Source organism: Aeribacillus composti, from assembly GCF_031760945.1.
GTDB lineage: Bacteria > Bacillota > Bacilli > Bacillales > Aeribacillaceae > Aeribacillus > Aeribacillus composti.
The window spans coordinates 1,941,952-1,961,295 of sequence record NZ_CP134501.1 but is presented as its reverse complement, the minus strand read 5'-3'; the positions used below and the strand labels follow the sequence as shown (position 1 = coordinate 1,961,295).

The 19,344-nt window shown below is 38.9% G+C and carries 21 protein-coding genes and 1 pseudogene; 14 read left to right on the top strand and 8 right to left on the bottom strand.

Going from position 1 to position 19,344, the window contains the following annotated elements; translation table 11 throughout:
* Positions 1-17 precede the first annotated feature (17 nt).
* Positions 18-2,447, top strand: coding sequence for a DNA topoisomerase IV subunit A (parC, locus tag RI196_RS09470; protein WP_066248567.1), 2,430 nt, complete (start codon positions 18-20; stop codon positions 2,445-2,447).
* Between the two features lie 985 nt (positions 2,448-3,432).
* Here parC and ric read toward each other — a convergent pair.
* Entirely contained in the window at positions 3,433-4,128 is a 696-nt protein-coding gene (gene ric / locus RI196_RS09465; protein WP_094245864.1) for an iron-sulfur cluster repair di-iron protein, read from the bottom strand.
* A gap of 199 nt (positions 4,129-4,327) precedes the next feature.
* Here ric and RI196_RS09460 point away from each other — a divergent pair, with 199 nt between their 5' ends.
* On the top strand, positions 4,328-5,071 hold the full coding sequence (locus tag RI196_RS09460; RefSeq protein ID WP_066248572.1) for a YwiC-like family protein: 744 nt from the start codon (positions 4,328-4,330) through the stop codon (positions 5,069-5,071).
* A 279-nt stretch (positions 5,072-5,350) separates the two neighbouring features.
* On the opposite strand, the gene RI196_RS09455 is transcribed toward RI196_RS09460, so the two are convergent.
* Entirely contained in the window at positions 5,351-5,563 is a 213-nt protein-coding gene (locus RI196_RS09455) for a YozQ family protein (protein ID WP_311066125.1), read from the bottom strand.
* Between the two features lie 92 nt (positions 5,564-5,655).
* The gene (locus RI196_RS09450; protein WP_066248574.1) at positions 5,656-6,348 is read right to left on the bottom strand and encodes a Crp/Fnr family transcriptional regulator; all 693 of its coding nucleotides are present in this window, start codon (positions 6,346-6,348) and stop codon (positions 5,656-5,658) included.
* Between the two features lie 338 nt (positions 6,349-6,686).
* Between RI196_RS09450 and RI196_RS09445 the strand changes: the two genes are divergently transcribed.
* Together RI196_RS09445 and RI196_RS09440 are read left to right on the top strand one after the other, a co-directional pair.
* Positions 6,687-7,799, top strand: a complete 1,113-nt coding sequence (locus RI196_RS09445) for a TIGR04053 family radical SAM/SPASM domain-containing protein (RefSeq protein WP_311066124.1) — start codon at positions 6,687-6,689, stop codon at positions 7,797-7,799.
* A 189-nt stretch (positions 7,800-7,988) separates the two neighbouring features.
* Entirely contained in the window at positions 7,989-8,111 is a 123-nt protein-coding gene (locus RI196_RS09440; protein ID WP_268753464.1) for a hypothetical protein, read from the top strand.
* 460 nt (positions 8,112-8,571) lie between these two features.
* Here RI196_RS09440 and RI196_RS09435 read toward each other — a convergent pair whose 3' ends face one another.
* From RI196_RS09435 to RI196_RS18570, 5 genes are all read right to left on the bottom strand, one after another.
* Positions 8,572-8,874 carry a metal-sulfur cluster assembly factor gene (locus RI196_RS09435; protein WP_063387670.1) on the bottom strand — a complete coding sequence of 101 codons (303 nt, stop codon included), beginning with the start codon at positions 8,872-8,874 and terminating at the stop codon, positions 8,572-8,574.
* Positions 8,875-8,918: 44 nt separating this feature from the next.
* Complete coding sequence (locus tag RI196_RS09430; protein ID WP_144598045.1) at positions 8,919-10,166, bottom strand: hypothetical protein; 1,248 nt, start codon at positions 10,164-10,166, stop codon at positions 8,919-8,921.
* Positions 10,153-10,380: a DUF2249 domain-containing protein gene (locus RI196_RS09425; RefSeq protein ID WP_311066123.1), complete on the bottom strand. Its 228-nt coding sequence runs from the start codon at positions 10,378-10,380 to the stop codon at positions 10,153-10,155. The genes RI196_RS09430 and RI196_RS09425 overlap by 14 nt, the downstream gene beginning before the upstream one ends.
* Before the next feature lie 4 nt (positions 10,381-10,384).
* Entirely contained in the window at positions 10,385-10,618 is a 234-nt protein-coding gene (locus RI196_RS09420; protein WP_063387667.1) for a DUF2249 domain-containing protein, read from the bottom strand.
* Positions 10,619-11,201: 583 nt separating this feature from the next.
* Entirely contained in the window at positions 11,202-11,252 is a 51-nt protein-coding gene (locus RI196_RS18570; RefSeq protein WP_375338811.1) for a hypothetical protein, read from the bottom strand.
* A gap of 550 nt (positions 11,253-11,802) precedes the next feature.
* On the opposite strand from RI196_RS18570, the pseudogene RI196_RS09415 reads away from it, so the two are divergent.
* The 10 genes and pseudogenes from RI196_RS09415 to RI196_RS09370 all read left to right on the top strand — a co-directional run bounded on the left by RI196_RS09415 (position 11,803) and on the right by RI196_RS09370 (position 19,230).
* Positions 11,803-12,690: pseudogene (locus RI196_RS09415) on the top strand (GTP 3',8-cyclase MoaA).
* A 10-nt stretch (positions 12,691-12,700) separates the two neighbouring features.
* Positions 12,701-13,201 (top strand): MogA/MoaB family molybdenum cofactor biosynthesis protein, encoded by a 501-nt coding sequence (locus RI196_RS09410; protein WP_094245859.1) that lies wholly within the window; start codon positions 12,701-12,703, stop codon positions 13,199-13,201.
* 5 nt (positions 13,202-13,206) lie between these two features.
* Positions 13,207-13,815, top strand: a complete 609-nt coding sequence (locus RI196_RS09405) for a molybdenum cofactor guanylyltransferase (RefSeq protein ID WP_063387703.1) — start codon at positions 13,207-13,209, stop codon at positions 13,813-13,815.
* Between the two features lie 45 nt (positions 13,816-13,860).
* On the top strand, positions 13,861-15,126 hold the full coding sequence (locus RI196_RS09400; RefSeq protein ID WP_144598047.1) for a molybdopterin molybdotransferase MoeA: 1,266 nt from the start codon (positions 13,861-13,863) through the stop codon (positions 15,124-15,126).
* Entirely contained in the window at positions 15,123-15,626 is a 504-nt protein-coding gene (mobB, locus tag RI196_RS09395; protein ID WP_186439295.1) for a molybdopterin-guanine dinucleotide biosynthesis protein B, read from the top strand. Before RI196_RS09400 ends, mobB begins: the two co-directional genes overlap by 4 nt.
* Positions 15,627-15,658: 32 nt before the next feature.
* Complete coding sequence (locus RI196_RS09390; protein ID WP_130156967.1) at positions 15,659-16,114, top strand: molybdenum cofactor biosynthesis protein MoaE; 456 nt, start codon at positions 15,659-15,661, stop codon at positions 16,112-16,114.
* Complete coding sequence (gene moaD, locus RI196_RS09385) at positions 16,111-16,344, top strand: molybdopterin converting factor subunit 1 (protein WP_063387661.1); 234 nt, start codon at positions 16,111-16,113, stop codon at positions 16,342-16,344. The genes RI196_RS09390 and moaD overlap by 4 nt, the downstream gene beginning before the upstream one ends.
* 4 nt (positions 16,345-16,348) lie before the next feature.
* Entirely contained in the window at positions 16,349-16,834 is a 486-nt protein-coding gene (moaC, locus tag RI196_RS09380) for a cyclic pyranopterin monophosphate synthase MoaC (protein ID WP_063387660.1), read from the top strand.
* 969 nt (positions 16,835-17,803) lie between these two features.
* Positions 17,804-18,433, top strand: coding sequence for an ABC transporter ATP-binding protein (locus RI196_RS09375; protein ID WP_311067342.1), 630 nt, complete (start codon positions 17,804-17,806; stop codon positions 18,431-18,433).
* A complete protein-coding gene (locus RI196_RS09370) occupies positions 18,430-19,230 on the top strand; it encodes an ABC transporter permease (RefSeq protein ID WP_311066122.1) in 801 nt (266 codons plus the stop codon). The genes RI196_RS09375 and RI196_RS09370 overlap by 4 nt, the downstream gene beginning before the upstream one ends.
* Positions 19,231-19,344 lie beyond the last annotated feature (114 nt).

The window sequence follows — 19,344 nt, the reverse complement described above, 5'->3', positions numbered from 1 at the left end:
GCTAGAGGAGGAGCAGCATGGAAGCTCAACAACGTTATGTCGATTTACCCCTTGAAGATGTGCTGGGCGACCGTTTTGGACGGTACAGCAAATACATTATTCAAGACCGCGCGCTTCCGGATGTTCGCGACGGGCTGAAGCCGGTGCAGCGGAGAATTTTATACGCGATGCTGATGGACGGAAATACGCATGATAAAGGATTTCGAAAAGCGGCCAAAACAGTCGGGAATGTTATCGGGAACTTCCATCCGCATGGAGATTCTTCTGTATATGAAGCGATGGTTCGGATGAGCCAGGAGTGGAAGGTTCGCAATGTTTTAGTGGAAATGCACGGAAACAACGGAAGCCTTGACGGCGATCCTCCTGCCGCCATGCGTTATACGGAAGCACGGCTGTCCAAACTTGCTTCCGAGCTTTTAAAAGATATTGAGAAAAATACAGTCGAGTTTGTACCGAATTTTGATGATACAACGAAAGAACCCGTCGTTCTCCCGGCGATGTTCCCAAACTTGCTTGTCAATGGTTCAACAGGGATTTCAGCCGGCTATGCAACTGATATTCCTCCGCATAATCTTGGCGAAGTCATTGATGCTGTGATTATGCGAATGAATCATCCGGATTGCACAGTTGAGGAATTAATGGAAGTGTTAAAAGGCCCTGATTTCCCGACTGGAGGAATCATTCAAGGAATCGACGAGATTAAAAAAGCATATAAAACAGGAAAAGGAAAAATTGTTGTTCGCGGCAAAGCGGAAATTGAAAAAATCCGAGGCGGAAAAGAGCAAATTGTCATTACAGAAATTCCGTATGAGGTCAATAAAGCAAATTTAGTTAAAAAAATAGATGACCTTAAGTACGAAAGAAAAGTGGACGGAATCGCCGAGGTGCGCGATGAAACGGACCGGACAGGTCTTCGCATCGTCATCGAACTGAAAAAAGATGCCGATGCTGAAGGAGTTTTAAATTACTTATATAAAAACACAGATTTGCAAGTTCCATATAACTTTAATATGGTTGCAATTCACCGTCGGCATCCGAAATTATTAAGCCTGCCTGAATTGTTGGATGCTTACATCGAACACCGAAAGGAAGTCGTGATTAACCGATCGACTTTTGAGCTCCAAAAAGCTCAAGAAAGGGAGCATGTCGTAAAGGGATTAATCAAAGCTCTATCCATCTTGGATGAAGTGATCGCTGTTATTCGTGCTTCAAAAGATAAACGGGATGCGAAAGATAATTTAATCAGTGAATTTGCATTTACTGAGCCGCAGGCAGAGGCGATTGTCTCGTTGCAGCTGTACCGTCTGACAAACACTGATATTACAGCGTTGAAAGCGGAAGAAGAAGAGCTTGAGAAAAAAATCAAGGGGTTAACAAGCATTTTGGAGGATGAAAAAAAGCTTTCCAAAGTCATTCAATCCGAATTAAAACAATTGAAAAAAACATTTGCCGATGAGCGGCGGACGAAGATTGAGGCGGAAATTGAATCCATAACTATCAATATGGAATCCCTCATCGCAAGCGAGGATACAATTGTTACTGTGACAAAAGACGGCTATGTGAAACGTACGAGCTTGCGGTCGTATACCGCATCAAACGGAAAAGATTTCGGCATGAAGGATTCGGATCGACTGCTATGCCAGTATGAAATGAACACAACAGATGTTCTTCTCTTATTCACAAACAAAGGAAATTATTTATATTGTCCTGTTCACGAGCTTCCGGATATTCGCTGGAAGGATATTGGACAGCATATTTCAAGGACCATTCCGATTGATCAAGATGAACGGATTGTACAAGGCATTCCTTTAAAAAGTTTTGACGACGAGAAATTTTTCTTGTTTGTTACGAAAAAAGGCATGGTGAAGAAAACGGAAATTCGCCAATATAAAGCTCAGCGATACTCCAAGCCGCTTGTTGCGATCAATTTAAAAGACGACGATGAAGTGGTTGCGGTTCATATAACTGATGGAACAGGATTGATTTTGTTATCCACCCGTTTTGGATACGGTCTTTTATTTCACGAAGAAGAAGTGAATATTGTCGGCTCCCGTGCAGCAGGAGTCAAAGGCATCCAATTAAAGGAAGGCGATGCAGTCGTTTCTGGACTTGTGTTTGCTGAGAAACATGTTAACGATCAAAAGCTCGCCATTGTCACGCACAGAGGCGCTGTGAAAATGATCAATATCGGGGAAATCGAACGAACACAACGAGCCAGAAGAGGATCAATGCTGTACAGAGAGCTGAAAACAAACCCGCATCGGACAGCGGCCATCTTACTCGTCAACGGAAATGAGAATTTGGTATTGGAAACGGAGAAAGGTATCAGGGAAATAGTGCCTCTTTCCAATGTGAAGGTGACTGATCGATACAGCAACGGTTCCTTTTACATAGATAAAGAGGAGGCAGGAGAAGTCGCTGATAGCTGGCTGGAAACGGAAGCATAAAAAATGATCACCCCTATCCGGATTTAGTGAGGATAGGGGTTTTTCACTCTAATACAGTGATATTTTGCTTCATTGGCGGTTTAGGAGCAGGTTCTGAAAGAAAACCGCTTGGTCTCGATCAGACATATTATTCGGACACATTTCTAAACGTTGTTTGAAATTGCATATCATTTTGTTTTTTAAAAACGACTGCCAGAGATCTCACATCTTTGTACAGAATCTAGATGGCGGATCGTTCAAGAGAGGATCAAGGAGAACTGGCACACTATGATTTGAAAGCGAGTGAGATGCTTTGGCCATTTCCCCAATGTCAAAAAAGGCTTTATGAAGAAAATAAAAGAAAACAGACTTGTTGGTACACTCTAGGCTTCGCAATCTAAATGCCATTTATTTGCGCTTTCAATGGGATTGATGAGAAAAATCCGAATTTTCATTCTCTTCTAAGCATGAAAAACAAAACAACGACCCATTTTTTTCGTCAATAGCCCCATTCAAAAAACCGTTTAGACAATGAATAGGTTTGCTGCACCTTATACAAAATCCTACAAATTCCTCCAATTTCCCTTCACTTCCTTTGTGATCGTAGTGGTGTAGTTGAAAAAAGTTGGATATAACTTATTATACTTATTATATCAGAAGAAAGATGTTTAAGTTATTCTTCTTTTGTGCCAAACAAGCAGAATATCAAAACAAGAAAAAGAGCGCTTCCAAAAAGAAAGAAACCATATCGAAAGCCGCTTATTCAGCAACATCAGCGAAAATGACGTCACACACCGAGGCGCTTTTCGTTTTTAGCTTTCTATTCCCTGAAAAAAACTCTATTACGACGGCATGCCATGAAACTTTGCTTGTCAATAGCCTTTAGCTTCGTCCTTGATAAAACGTTTTAAGTTTTAATGGTTAGATCAAGGTCTGAACAGTCCGTTTCCGTGATGTTGAAATAGTGAAGAAAGAGGCGGGGGATCGCCGCCTCTTCCACCCGAAATTATTGAAGAATGCGTGGAAATAATACGTTATTTTCCAAATGAATATGTTCAAATAAGTCTGATTCCAAAGCTTCTAAACGATTGTAAACGAGTTGATATGTTCGGCAAGCCCCGTTCGGAAGGGTATAGTCATTTGTGATCCGCCTAATTTCTTTTATGATATCCCCTGTTTTATCATGTTCATTCGTAAGATCGGCAATCATTTTTTTCATTTTTTGTTCGTTTTCGCTTGTCGGCTGCTTCTCGAACTGGCTAATAAGCGGAAATACTTCAGACTCTTCTTTCCATAAATGTTGTTCTAGTTCCGTTTTTAATTCATTAAACAATTTATGAACCTTTATTAGATGTGGATGATTTCCGCCGTGGACTCGCATAACTTTTGTCACATAGGGACTAAGGTTTGGCAGTTCTTCCAACAAATAACGATGATGTTTATTTATGATATGGTCAATAAGTTCTGAGTATGTTGCTGTCAACCAATTTTTCTCTGTTTTTTCATCAGTTGCAGCATACAGATCCTGCAATTGACTCATTAATTCCTCAATCGCCACTCCCCGTTTATCGGCTGCTTCTTTTAAAGAGCGATCACCGCCGCAACAAAAATCAATTTTATTTTTTTTAAAAACATCGCTCGCTTTCGGAAGCATTGCGACAATTTCTCCAACTGTCGTATTTTCCGTAAATATTGTTTTCATTATTTTTCCCTCCCAATTTCATTGTTAAAAAGATAATACCGCAACTCGTTCTTTTCAATAGTGACAGGTGTCACTTTCCCGTTTAGTGTTGTGGCTATTTTGTGACAAAACAAAGAGGTATGCAACAAATCACAACGTAGCTAGTTTTTTTCACTATAATGGAATTTAGAAGAAATTGTTGATGAAAGGTGGATACATGATGGCAACCGTCAAGAAATTAGTGATTCCAAAACAGCATGGAGCCTGGGCAATGCTTGTTATACCATTTCTATTGGGGGCTTATATAGGAGGGTTCTCTTGGATTCATATTCCATTATTTATCGGCTGGTTATGTTTATATTTAGCAACATATCCGTTACTGATGGCTATGAAAAATAAGCGCAAGCCATTTTATATAAAGTGGTTTGCTCTTTATTTTGCCGCTGCTGCCGTTATACTGCTCTTTCCATTAATGTATAGATGGGAAATAATATATTTCGGAATGGCGATGACACCGTTTTTTTTAATAAATATTTATTATGGGAAAAAGAAAAAAGATCGTGCTTTTTTCAATGATCTAGCAGCAATCGCTGTTTTTTGCATTGGAGGTCTTGCCAGTTCTTTTATTGTAAGCGGAGAAATAACAAAAGAAGCTTTCATCACCATAATGCTTTGTTTTTTATTTTTTGTGGGCAGCACTTTTTATGTCAAAACAATGATTCGGGAAAAAAACAATCCGAACTATAAATGGTTGTCATGGGGTTTTCATGTTTTCTTAATGATCGGCTTGGTCGCTACCGAGTATGCCGTTTTTATAATAGCTTATATTCCGAGTGTTATTCGAGCTGTTTATTTTTACGGGAAAAAAATGCCGATTTTAAAAATCGGTTTAATTGAAGTGGGCAATGCCGTATATTTTTGTTTTGCAATGTTTATGATCATCAATCTGTTCATGCTGCCGTAAGCGCATTTTCCCTTTGCAGAAGGTTGATTGCCCAATGATCCTTCGATTTTTTTGGGGAAGTAATGCCGATATATTTTTTTGAACGCTGTCAAGACAAAATTGGCCATGAAATTGGGGGTGTCTAATAAGTCGTTTTTACGGCTTATTGACGCCCCCATTAATGTTTTAGAAACGTTGATATATCGGTGTTTATGATTTTTTGTTTTCAATGGGGATTTGACTTTCTGGACAGCCCCATACAGGCATTTCACTTTTAATATCAGGAAAAAAAGGGCATTATTATTCTTTTTCAGTCTTCAACGGGATGTTGTTGCCGTCAACATCCTCCATCATCCCATCAATTGTGCCCTCCGTATATGTATCTCTTACTTGTTCCTGCGTTATGGCCAAACCTTGTGTTAGGTCGGATTCGCTGTCGCTCTTCACAGGTTCATCATATGCTCCGAAGGTTGGGTTATTTTTCATTTTCTTGTCTTGACGTTTTGTGGACATTTCGTTTCCTCCATGAAAATTCGTTTTCCTTTATTATGATTCTTAATCGCTTCAAACATTCATCAAAAAAACAGTTTTCTTTTTGGAGGCCGCTACATAAAGATTTCTTTCTCCAATTGTTCAGCATCAACCAAATAATATCCGTCGTCATCAACAAGAATAAGACCCTTCCGCTTCATCTGGTTAAGCGTTCTGCTTACGGTTTCACGGGAAGTTCCGATCATATTTGCCAATTCCCGATTCGTTAAATGGGTTGTCAAACGATAAAGTTTTCCTTGCGGCAGTGCATTCGTTTTGGTAAGCCGCAACAGCAACAATACGATTTGTTCATATGTATTATGAAGAATTTGCTCTTCTAACCGATTTTGCAAATCTATAATTTTTTCACTCATCACACGAAACAATTTGATGGACAATACCGGAAAGAGCATAAGCGTTTCCTCAAAATCTTTGATGGGAATGACAATTAATGTAGATTCTTCCATAACTTCTGCATGAGCAGGGTAAGATCCTTTGCGAAAAAATCCGGTATGGGGAAACATTTCTCCATTCTGCAAGATGGAAACGATTTGTTCTTTTCCATTTCTGTCCGTTTTATATATTTTAATAGTTCCTGAATGGATGAAATATACGTTTTCCAGCATGTCGCCTTGCATGAATACATATGATTTTGGTTGATAGGTACGTACTTGAGAGATAGCAACTATGGAAGTCAATTCTTCATCAGACAGTTCACGGAAAAGGGGAACGCTTCTTAATCTTTCAAACACCCAGCTATTTGTCATGGTATCACACCTTTATTTCAACTTTGATTTTCGTTTCATATTATAGCGTTTCTTTACAAATGAGTCGTGTGATGTAAATCATAGTTACCAATAAAAATAAGGTGTCTAACATACTTAAGGTTTGGGGCAGACCACCTCATCCATTTGCGAATTACCGAAGCAATCACGGGGAAGATCCGCAGCAGTTGAACATTTGTCAAAAGAATGACTTTTTCGTAAAAATCATTTCTTCCCTTTTACCGGAAAGTGTGATGGCCCTCACTTCGAAAATTTCACCTTTTTATATGATGAGAAGAAGCAGAGATATTTTTCATTTTAAAGAAAGGAGTTTGTATGTGATGATGGATTATGACCAAAACCCTTTTATTGTCATTTGGGAGTTGACGAGAGCATGTCAATTAAATTGTTTGCATTGCCGCGCCGAGGCGCAATATCATCGTGATCCCCATGAGTTGACTTTTCAGGAAGGAAAAAAATTAATTGATGATATTTTTGCGATGAACCAGCCGCTATTAGTATTTACCGGCGGTGATCCATTAATGCGGCCGGATTTATTCGCTCTTGCCGAATATGCTATTGAAAAGGGATTGCGTGTTTCAATCACGCCGAGTGCAACTCCAAATGTAACAAAAGAAGTGATGCAGAGGGCAAAAGATATCGGGCTTTCCCGTTGGGCATTTAGTTTGGACGGCCCGAATGCGGAAATTCATGATCATTTTCGCGGCACAAAAGGTTCTTTCGATTTAACGATGCAAGGAATCAAATATTTGCATGAATTTAAGATTCCTGTTCAAATTAATACGGTTGTATCACGCTACAATGTTCATGTTCTTGAAGAAATGGCGGATTTTGTTAAAAAACTTGATTGCGTTCTTTGGAGCGTTTTTTTCCTCGTACCAACTGGAAGAGGAAAACAATCGGATATGATTTCTCCTGCCCAACATGAACAAGTTTTTCGTTGGTTATATGAAAAGAGCAAACGTGTACCATTTGATATTAAAACGACTGCCGGACAACATTACCGTCGTGTCGTCTTGCAAGCCAAAATGCGCGAACAGCAAATAGATGGAAAAGAAATCCATTATGAAGATATTTTGTTTAAAGGGGCTACAGGGGAAGTGGACGGACTCGGCCGTGCTCCGAAGGGAGTAAATGATGGCAACGGTTTTGTGTTTATTTCCCATATTGGCGATGTTTACCCGAGCGGATTGCTTCCAATCAAAGCGGGAAATGTAAGACAAACACCACTGGCCGATATTTACAGAATTTCACCAATATTTCAAAAATTGCGCAATCCAAATCTTTATAAAGGAAAATGCGGTGTTTGCGAATTTCGTTTTGTTTGCGGAGGCTCACGCTCAAGAGCGTATGCTGTGACAGGCGACTATTTGGAAAGTGAGCCTTATTGTGTATACATTCCTAAAGCGCTTCGCCAAAAACGGGAAGTTTAAACCGTTGGAAACGCAAGCGGTTTTTCAATTTGATTGAATGGGCAAAAATCGGAAAAACATTTTTGTTGAGGTGAAATTTTAACAATTATTTGGCAATCAATAATTATATGATAAAGTTCACAAACATTCCCCGGCTATTTTTATGGTACAGATGATGGCACCATTCATCTGTTTAGGAGGGGGATTTTGGTGAAACAAAAAGCATTACTGCCAGTCACCACTTTAGCCATGACATTTGCATTTGCCGTATGGCGAATTTTATCTCCGTTAGCAAGTACGTTCCAAGATATTTATAACCTGACAGCAACATAAAAAAGCATCTAAGTTGCCAACCCGTCTTGCAAGGTTCTGTCATGCGAATTCCACTCGGAATTTACTGACCGGTATGACCGACGGTAAATGTATTCTTTGCTTTTACTGTTTTTAATTGTCCCATAGTTGGCGTCAGTTTTGCCAATTCTTACGGAATGACAATATTTTGAGCTTTTTCATTGGAATGGACGAAACGTCATTTGCGATTTCAGTTACATTTTTTTTGGTTGACACCTCCGGAAAAACAAGGAACAGCGATTATCCCCTGCAGGAAGACAGCATTTGAAAAAAGATTTTCCTGGAAGGGGATTTTTTTGGCTGGGAAACGATTAAACGAAAATTTTAAATGTGATGCCGTTTGTTTGGGAGCTGGAAGAAGAGCCAAAAACACCAAAATAATTGGGACTTCTTTCATAAAAAAGCTGTCCCTTTCAGGAAAGGAACAGTCTTTGAAAAACGTTTAGGAAAGAAACCCTAGCTGCCTTAATGCTTTTTCGCTCATTCTATCAGGGGACCAAGGCGGATTCCAAGTGATTTGGACATTTACGTCTTGAATGCCTTCAATATCACGCAACGCGCGTTTCACACCGCCTGCTATTGAGTCGTGCAACGGACAGCCGGGTGTAGTCAATGTCATTAAAATGAATGCAGTTCCGTCTTTTACTTCAATCTTATAGATCAGTCCTAAATCAACAACATTAATTCCCAATTCAGGATCTAAAACGTTTTGCAGTTTTTCCAAGATCTTTGCTTTTATTTCCATTGTAACATCACCCTTTATATTTCAGTAAATCGTTCCCTCATTTTTTATTTCAGCAATACGGAGCCAATCGTACAGGCAAATAATCCAGAAAACAGCACCATTCCTCCTTGAGCAAGATAAAATAGACCAGTACTTGAAGAGGCAAGAGCAGCGATCATGCCGATAAGACTCGCAACAAATAAACAGCATTCCATCACAATCCATTTTTCATTTATCATTTGTTTCAAAGTCGGCACCGCTTCTTTGCCGATTTTTTTGCTATACCGGTGTGTCCACCATAGAAAAGGAACAATTTTATATAAGTAGCCAATGATGCTTAATACAATCCAGCCGAACAGATAACAGTAGATGATGATGGAAAAGATGCGGGAATGGATTTCACTTTCAAAAGAAAAACCGGCCGCCGCTATATGCAGGATGACTCCAAAAACAATGGCCAAAAGAGCAAACAGAAAAGGTTTATCCAGCTTTTTCTTCATCCTTTTCTTTAAAATGGCAAACATATGGTATGCAAACAACCCATATCCGACAGCCATCAATTGAAGCCCTGCTGATAACAACCGGTCATTTGCCGTTATAAAACTGATGAAAGTTAACACAAGACCGCTTATATAAAAAATGTAGACATATCGGGCCGTGTTCATTGAAAAATGATGCGCCAATGAAAACATCGGAACCATTTTGTAAGAAAATCCGAAGATAAGAAGTGTAAACCAGCCGGAAAATCCCAGCAATATATGTGCTTTGAAAATCAAATCATGATCGATTAATTGTCTGCCGCTCCAAAAATGATAGGCAAGCGTCAATCCGAGCCCGATCGTTAGGAGCAAACAAATGAGGGCGGTACCAACAAATAAAGTGATGACCGTTCTTTTCTTCTGTTTTTTTAATGTCATGAACATCTGCCATAAAAACATTACAATCCCGCAAGTAAGAAGCAAGCCTGAAAATATAGCCATTTGAATATTAAAGGCCAGGCTGATGCTAAAAGATAGTATTCCTAATGACGTGACGACCATTTGGATAAAAGCAAATGATTCATTCCATATCGGGGTTAAAAACACGACTGGAACAAGCTGATACATGGCCCCCATGGCTGTCATTAAAGCAAAGCCAATCACTAATAAATGGACAGCTGACAATACGACAGGAAGGCGCATTTCTCCGGTTGAAAGCTGACGAGTTGACAGAAATAAAAGAATTTGAGAAAGGAAAAACGCCAGCAAGCCAAAAATAATAAACGAAAAAGGGATTCGAATATTCGTTTCATAAGTATGATTAGCCGTCATCATCGTCATCCTTCTTTTCAATCGTTATTTCATAGCTTCCATCACTGCGCTTTTGCGTTTGATAGGTATAACCGAGATCGTCAAGCTGTTCAAATAAAAACATCGGGCGGCGGTCATTAATAATTTTCAACGTTTCTCCTTTTTTTAATTTTGCTAATGCCGTTAAAGTCCGCATCATCGGTTGTGGGGGCTCTAAGCCGCGATTATCCAGTATCATTTTTTCATTCCTCCGTTTTAACAAAGGTAATTTTCCAATGTTTATCCTCTATTTTTTCCGCTTGATAAGAAAACCCTTTTTTCTTCATGATAGGAAAAAGCGGAACGGGTTTAAACGGAGCGTGTAAAATAAATACATCTCCTTGTGCAAGAGGCTGAATGGCCGCCATGATTTTTTGAAACGGCTCTAATTTCTTCTTTAAATCTTCGCGAACATCTAATTCAACAGTTTTTCCCATCCATATTCTCCTTTCCATCTTTTTTATCAATGTTCATCATAGTAAAAACAATTCCCGCAATTTGTGATTTGCTTCACTTCATCGGCATCACTTTTGAAAAGTTTATGAATAATTGATTCGTGATGCCGTATTGGCATATATCCTTCCAATTGAGGGAAGGGAAGATGTTGCAACATCAATTGAACTGCTTGTTAGAAAATGTTTCAGTTTTCAATGAAAGATCGGTACCATTTCGCTAAGGATATTGTTTTGCTTGAAATAGAAAGGAGAGTGTGTGTTTTTAAAGCGGAAACAGCTGATGGCATGTAGGGAAATTTATTTCTTTGTTAATATGGTCAGCGGCCATTGTGCGAAAAATACGTCTAACCCGGACAAAGCGCTATTGCAAAAAGATCATTCTAACATTGAAAGTATGTCATTGACATCAAAAAGATGGTTGCCTGAAAAGTGTGCTAGAAGAAAAAAGCGGGGCGTAAACCAAGTTAATGCCATTCTCGAAAACGATTGAGAAGTTGTTCATCTATTTAGGTAGCTGGTATTTTTTCATCTTATTGTAAAGTGTAACTTGTGAAATCTCTAATTCTCAGGAAACTTCGGATTTGTTGCCGGCGGTTTTCTTTAATGATTTTTCTATCAGTTGTTTTTCGATAGTATCTTTTTTTCAATCAACTTTGAGTTTTTTCGAGTCTGGACGGATTCTCGACAGGTGACCCGAAATGGAAAAAGCTAAGAAGATCCTGTTGATGGATGAACGGTTTTCTAATATAATAACCATTCTTTCCATCAAGTCGCCAAGCATTGGTACATTGTCCATAATGAAAACTGCTGATTCTATTATGAAAGCCTCCGTTTGCCGAAATCGTAAAATATTTTTTGTGTATCTATTTTGCTTTCTCAATTCATTATATAGAGCCCCATCATGTTAGCCATAAAAAAAATGATAAATTGGTAAAATGTATTCCAAATAGGTTTCTTTTTCAGAAAATTTTTTTTACAATTAATTTAACCTTTTATGATCATTCGAATTTATGTGACAGAGATCTCATTCTATTGTTTATCTTGTCTGTAACATATGAAGAATGAATGTATAAGGAGAGGAAGATGTTGCGAGATCAATTAACCGCCCTTTATTGAATTTGCGCATTTCGGTGACAGACCGATGTAATTTTCGTTGTGTATACTGTATGCTGAAATGGAAGGAAGACAGTATTCTTTTATAAAACGGGAATAACTAATGACGTTTCAAGAAATATATCGTTTGGCCAGCCTCTTTACGTTTAGGCATTCGAAAAATTCGTCTGACCGGGGGGAAACCGCTCCTCCGAAAGGACATTGATGTACTAATATCGATGTTAAAAAATATTCAAGATCTTCAAGACGTTTCATTGACCATTAACGGATCATATGCCAAGCGTTTAAAAAAAGCGGGCATGAACCCGGATCAATGTCAGTTTAGATGCTTTAAATAACGAAATTTTTTCTAAAATGAACGGAGGTAAAGCAAAGTCTGAGGAAATTGTAAGAGGAATTGAAGAAGCGGTTGCACAAGGTCTGGCGGTAAAGGTGAACATGGTTGTAAAAGGAATAAATGAGAGCGAAATTTTACCGATGGCTCGTTTTTTTGAAGAAAAAGGAATGACGATCCGCTTCATCGAATATATGGATGTCGAAACCTTAAACGGTTGGAAAATGGACGAAGTTTTGACGAGCAAAGAAGTTCATGATATGATTCACCAAGAAATACCTCTTAAACCAGTTCAGTCAACGTTTTTGGCGAGGTTCCCAAAAGGTATCGATACCGAGGTACGGATGTGGAAGGCGGCTTTATTTCTTCCTTATCAGGAGCTTTTTGTTCTGATTGCACGCGAATGCCCTAAAAAGTATACATGCTATTTGCCTCAAACGGCGTTGATTTATTAGTTAAAATGCGAAAGGGAGCAAGCGGTGAAGAAATATTGGATGAGATCACCCGTGTTTGGCAGGCTCGGGACGATCGTTATTCCGAAGAAAGAGGAAGGATCAATGCTCTTTCTGCAAACAGACGTGTGGAAATGTTTTATATTGGCGGGTGAGGTGTGATTGATGAGTGTATCTGAACATCGCAGCAAGGCAAATGACCCTGTTCGCTGCAAAGTGATCACCGTTTCTGATACGAGAACGAAGGATACGGATAAAAGCGGTGCATTAATCATCGAATTATTAACGAGAGAACAAATGGAAATAATAGATTACGAGATTGTGAAAGATGAACGGGAAGCCATTCAATCTGCTGTGAAAGAGGCTTCTGACGAAATTGATGTTTTTTTATTGAACGGCGGGACTGGTTTTACAAAACGGGATGTGACGGTTGAAGCGGTAAAAGAATTGCTTGACAAAGAAATGGTTGGTTTTGGGGAATTGTTTCGTTATTTAAGCTATAAAGAAATTGGAAGCGCATCCATGCTTAGTCGAGCGCTTGCCGGTTCAATTGGACAAAAAGTCATTTTTTGCATGCCGGGATCGACAAATGCGGTTCGTCTTGCCATGGAAAAGCTGATTTTGCCGGAACTTCGCCATCTTGTTTGGGAGATGAATCGTCAGTGAACAAGATGATCGGGATTGTGCTGGCAGGAGGACAGTCGAAACGGTTTGGGCAACCGAAAGCATTTGCGAAAAGAAATGGAAAGGAATTTATTTTATATAGTATCGAAGCGCTGCAATGTATCACAAAAGACGTGGTTGTTGTCATACATCCTGAAATAGATACGAAATGGCTGCAAAGGAACCAGCTGACATATATTCAAGATCTCGAATTGTATCAAGGAAAAGGACCTCTTGCCGGCATTTATTCCGTTATGTCCCAATTCAAATCCGAATGGTATATCGTTTTACCTTGTGATACTCCTTTTATCAATGCGCATTTGTTGAAAAAATTGCAATTATACAGAAATGACGGTTGTGAAGCGATTGTTCCTAGTGTTCACGGAAATATTCAGCCATTGATCGCCATGTACCATCATCGAGTGAAGGAAAAAATACGATGGCACCTTGAACAAAATAAGTTAAGCATGAAGCATTTTCTTCCAAGTATTCATACTAGATATGTTGAGATCAATGATGATGATGCTTTCATCAATATTAATACAAAGGATGAATATGACCAGTATATTGTTCATAATAACCTTTTTCCTCAAGCCTCCTTTTCCAAAACAAAATAAATGTTCCTTGGTAGTATCGGGTGGGGGCAAGAAGGGTGGAAAGGAATGGGATCGTTGCGAAAGCCAATTCAAGTAGAGGAAGCAATCGACCGGGTGTTGGAAAAAAGCTATGAAGGTGAAATAGAGTATGTATCAATCGAAAACAGCTTTCATCGTGTGCTTGGTCAAGATATAACTGCTACAACGGATGTACCTGGATTTGATCGATCCCCTTATGACGGCTATGCTGTTTGGGCAGCATCGACCGAGGCCGCTTCAGCTTCCAATCCAGCAGTTTTGGAAGTCGTCGGGACTCAAGGAGCAGATTCTGTTTGGAAAGAATCTTTAAAACCTTTTCAAGCCGTTAAAATTATGACTGGCGCTGCCATTCCAGAAGGTGCAAATGCCGTCATCATGAAGGAATTAACACAGGAATTCAGAAAAGACGGAAAAACATATGTGCAAATAAAAAGAAAAGTTGAGGCAGGAGAAAACATCTCCCGCATCGGAGAAGATATGAAAAAGGGCAGTTTGCTTATCGAAAAAGGAACCGTGATCACTCCGGGAATATCCGCTGTTCTGGCAACGTTCGGGTATCATTACGTTCCGGTTATGAAGAGCCCAAAGGTTGTCGTCATAGCAACCGGGAGCGAATTGCTTGAAGTGTATAAACCGCTGGAAAAAGGAAAAATTCACAATAGCAATACTTATATGCTGCAGGCACAAATTTTCAGAGCTCACGGTGAACCGATTTTATACGGAATTGTGAAAGACACATTTCAAAATGTATTTCAAGCTGTTACAAAAGCAATGCAAATGGCCGACATTATCATCACAACAGGCGGAGTGTCAGTGGGCGATTTTGATTATATCCCAAAGGTGTACGAGCATCTTCAAGCCCAAGTTTTATTCAATAAAATCGGCATGCGTCCAGGGAGTGTTACCTCTGCAGCTGTTGTCGGCAACAAAATTTTGTTCGGCCTCTCAGGCAACCCTTCCGCTTGTTATGTCGGTTTTGAGCTGTTTGTCCGTCCGTATATAAGGGCGATGCTCGGACAAAAAAATTGTTATTTAAAACGAGCCCGGGCGATTTTAACGAAAGATTTTTTAAAGCCGAATCCGTTCACGCGCTTTGTGAGAGCAAAACTGTCCTATCATGATGGAAAGCTAGTAGCTGATCCGATTGGAAGGGACAAATCAAATATTGTTTCATCCTTAATTCATACTAATAGTTTAATTGTTTTGCCTGGCGGAAGCAGAGGATTTCAAGCAGGCAGTGAAGTTAACGTGCTGTTAATCGAAGATGAAGAAGGAGCCTCCAGTTGGCTATGATGATTTTACAAGTGGTAGGGCATCAAAACAGCGGAAAAACTACGCTAATTGAAAAATGCATCAAAGAGCTGACCAATCATGGGATAAAAGTCGGTACTTTTAAACATCACGGTCATGGTGGAAAACCGGATGTTCCAAAAAAAGATACGTATCGGCATTGGGAAGCTGGTGCTGTTGTTTCAGCGGTTCTAGGGGAAGAAACTTTGCTGTTGCAAGCTGAAATAAAAGCGAATGAACATTTTTCGAACATTATGGAACTTTACCGGCATTTTTCAATTGATGTATTGATTATCGAAGGATTGAAAAAAGCTCCATACCCGAAAATTGTCTGTATCCGTGATGAGAAAGATCTTCATCTGCTTGATTTATCAAATGTGATCGCATCGATTAGCTCGATCCCTTTGAAAGAAAAACATTCATTTTTTATTAAAGATGAAGATTTGTATATCAGCTGGATCGTGAACTATGTAAAGGAGAAGCTGTTGGAAATGAGACAATAATGCCATTTTATATTATATTTGGAGGGATAATTATGTTTCAAATTGTGAAAGAACCGATAGATGTTTCACGTGTCATCGAAGCTGTTGTGGATCGAAATGCCGGAGCTATCGTTACATTTATCGGAACTGTAAGGGAATTGACAAAAGGAAAAAAAACATTGTATTTAGAATATGAAGCATATGAATCGATGGCTCAAAAAAAACTGGAACAAATCGGAGCTGAAATTAAACAGCAGTTTCCGAATGCTAAGGTTGCCATTGTCCATCGTATCGGACGATTAGAAATTACGGATGCCGCGGTCGTCATCGCCGTATCTACTCCTCACCGCGCTGATGCTTATGAAGCAAACCGTTATGCAATCGAGCGGATTAAAGAAATGGTACCGATATGGAAGAAAGAGCATTGGGAGGATGGCTCATTGTGGATCGGCAATCAGCAAGAAACGATTTCTTATGAAAAAGGCATTCCAAAGGAGATGAAGTCATGATCCGAATTTTATTTTTCGCCCAACTAAAAGAGCAGCTGAATAAAAAGGAGATGACATTGCCATATCAAGAAATAACTGTTAAACAACTCCGCGAACGGTTGGAAAAAGAATATTCACTGCCCGCCCTATCCTCCGTCCTTTTTGCCATCAATGAAGAATTTGCTGCAGAAGATGACATCATTCGGGATGGGGATGTTGTCGCCCTTATTCCGCCGATGAGTGGAGGTTAAAAACATGAAGAAGCTGACTCACTTAAATGAGCAAGGAAGGGCAAAAATGGTAGATATTTCAGAGAAACAGGAAACAGTCCGTACTGCACATGCCATCTCAAGTATTCTTGTTTCAAAAGAAGTGTATGAAAAAATCACAAGCTCACAGGTCAAAAAAGGAGATGTTCTGTCAGTAGCGCAAGTAGCTGGAATTATGGCCGCCAAACGCACGGCTGACATCATTCCAATGTGCCATCCGATTGCTTTAAAAGCGGTGGATATTCAATTTGAATGGAAATGCGACGAAAACAAATATGAATTAATGATCCATTCATTTGTGAAAACAAAAGGAAGCACAGGGGTTGAAATGGAAGCATTAACTGCTGCGAGCGTCTGCGCCTTAACCGTGTATGATATGTGCAAAGCAATCGATAAAGGAATGGTCATTGGCCAAACATATTTAATGGAGAAAACAGGCGGCAAAAGCGGTGACTTCCGCCGTGAACTATAACTTTTATAGGTAATTGATCATTATAGAAAAGAATTTTTAGCTGCAGAAAGAAACTAGTTACCATGAAACCAATCAACTTACTCTGTCTTTAAATAAAAGGACGCCAAGCTGAAAACTACAAGGAAAGAGACACTTTTGAAAAAAAGCATGATCATATCAAATGTTTCGCAATCCGGGCTCTTGGAACTGGAAAAATTTCTAAGGAGCCCTGTACATATTTTTCATTCGGCATATAAGAGCTTCTTCATTATCGATGAAGGGCTGCTTAAGCGTTGTGGACAACGAGCTTGTCGGGGTGTTCTCGTACCGTCCTATAACCGCCTCGTTGCCGTCTGTTTTGATTTATGTCATTCTTTCTGAACGATTCAATCAGCTCTATTTCACAAGTTATTCTATTGTTTTAAGGAAAAAATTTTATCATATCGAGTTGAATGCTTTTGCATCCCGTTTTGCAAAAAAGGCCAGGGGATTATGAAGTGTCTAGAGCCCCAAAATTGTTGGATTGCTGAGGCAGCATGGATAAAACGAAAAGTTAAGGACAAATTTTTTTAAGCTCCTCTGATCATTTCTCCAAAGCAGGGAAGAAAACTGCTTCAAGACGCAAAATGTCGATCTTCATTAAGCCCTCATGATCAAAAGGCGTTTTCCTTTCAATAACATTGATTTTCCGCTTCGCAAAAAATTTTACAAAATGCTCCAAATACGTTAAAATTTCATTCAAAAAGCTTTTTTTATTTAAAACAAGAGGTATAAAATTCAAATTTTTTATCTTTTTTCCATTCCTTTGTTCCGACATTAAATGAAATAAAAAATTTTCAGTGGTTTGCTGCACGAAATAAAATAAATAAGAGTGCCAAGCTTTTTATAAAGAGAGAAGTGTTTAATAAGTATAATGGTTTGAATCATTTGCAACTTTATTCATAATCAAAACAGGGGATTTCGCTTTTTATGAAGAAAGGGCTGTTTTACATGTTTCACATCAAAAATTTACGATACAAAGATATTCTATACATTGACGAGTTGAAAATTGAAGAAAAACAAGTAACGTGCATCATTGGCCAAAGCGGGGGAGGAAAGACAACACTTTTAAAAATGCTCAATCACATGCTGTCGCCAGATCAAGGAGAAATTGTTTATAAAGGCCGGTCATTGTTTGAATGGAATCCAATCGCTTTAAGACGGGAAGTTGTGATGCTTTCACAGCAGCCAGTAATGTTTGAAGGAAATATTCGAGAGAATTTGAATTTCGGCAGAATTTTATCTGAAAAAGAGCCTATTGACGATGAAAAGTTGAAAGAAGCACTAAAATTTGTGTGCTTGCAAAAAAAATTAGAGGATGACGTAGAACAATTGTCCGGCGGAGAAAAACAAAGACTTGCACTAGCCAGAATTTTTCTAATGGATCCAGAAGTTTTTTTATTAGACGAGCCAACCTCTGCGCTAGATAAAGGAACTGAAGAGAAAATCATGGATGCATTCATTCGTTATTCAAAGGAAAAAGAAAAAACGGTTATTATGGTAACACACTCAGATACAATACCAAAAACATATGCAGATAAAGTTATTACGATAAATAAACCAACAGGTGATAATCAATGAAGCAAGAAGTTATCAACATCGAATTTTGGAGGCTCTCGGCAGCATATTTATTTGTTCTTATTTTAATATTGCTTGTAAAAAAACGAGAAATTAAACGTGAAAAATTAATTGTCCTTTCAACTGCCAGGATGACGATTCAACTTGTGCTAGTCGGATACATATTGATGTATATTTTTAAAAATCCTTCACCTTGGATTGTTTTATTGGTGCTTTGTTTCATGGAATCGTTTGCCGTTTATAATATATTTAAACAGCTTCATAAGCCTTTATCGAAAAAATTGAAGCTGGTCATTGTGCTGTCAATGGTTATCGGCTCTCTCGTCAGCCTGTTGTATTTTAATCTAATCGTCATTCATTTTAAGCCTTGGTATGAACCTCAATACTTTATCCCGATTGCCGGAATGTTTATTGGAAATTCAATGATCGGTATAACGCTAGGCATGAAAGAAATGATCGAAAATTTTGCTACCCAAAAGAATCTGATTGAAGGGGCGCTCATGTTAGGTGCTAAACCCGATGCAGCAACAAAACCAATCGTAAACTCTGCATTTGATTCAGCTATTTTGCCGACTATCAATAACATGGTCGGTATGGGGATAGTGTTTTTGCCGGGAATGATGACAGGTCAAATCCTTGCAGGTACAAGCCCTTTAGTTGCAATCGAATATCAAATTGTGATTTTGATCGGTATTGCCGGAAGTGTAGGGATTTCATCTTTTTTATCACTGCAATTCGGCTACAAAACATTTTTTAATGATCGCTTCCAATTTATACCACAAAATAGAAAAGAGAAGTAAAAGAACGGCAAAGAGCGGCAATAATTCATTGATTTTGCCGCTCAAATCATGAGGATGAGGGTATGAGTGGAGTTTTTTAAAAACATAAATATATTATGTAAACTTAGAAGAAGA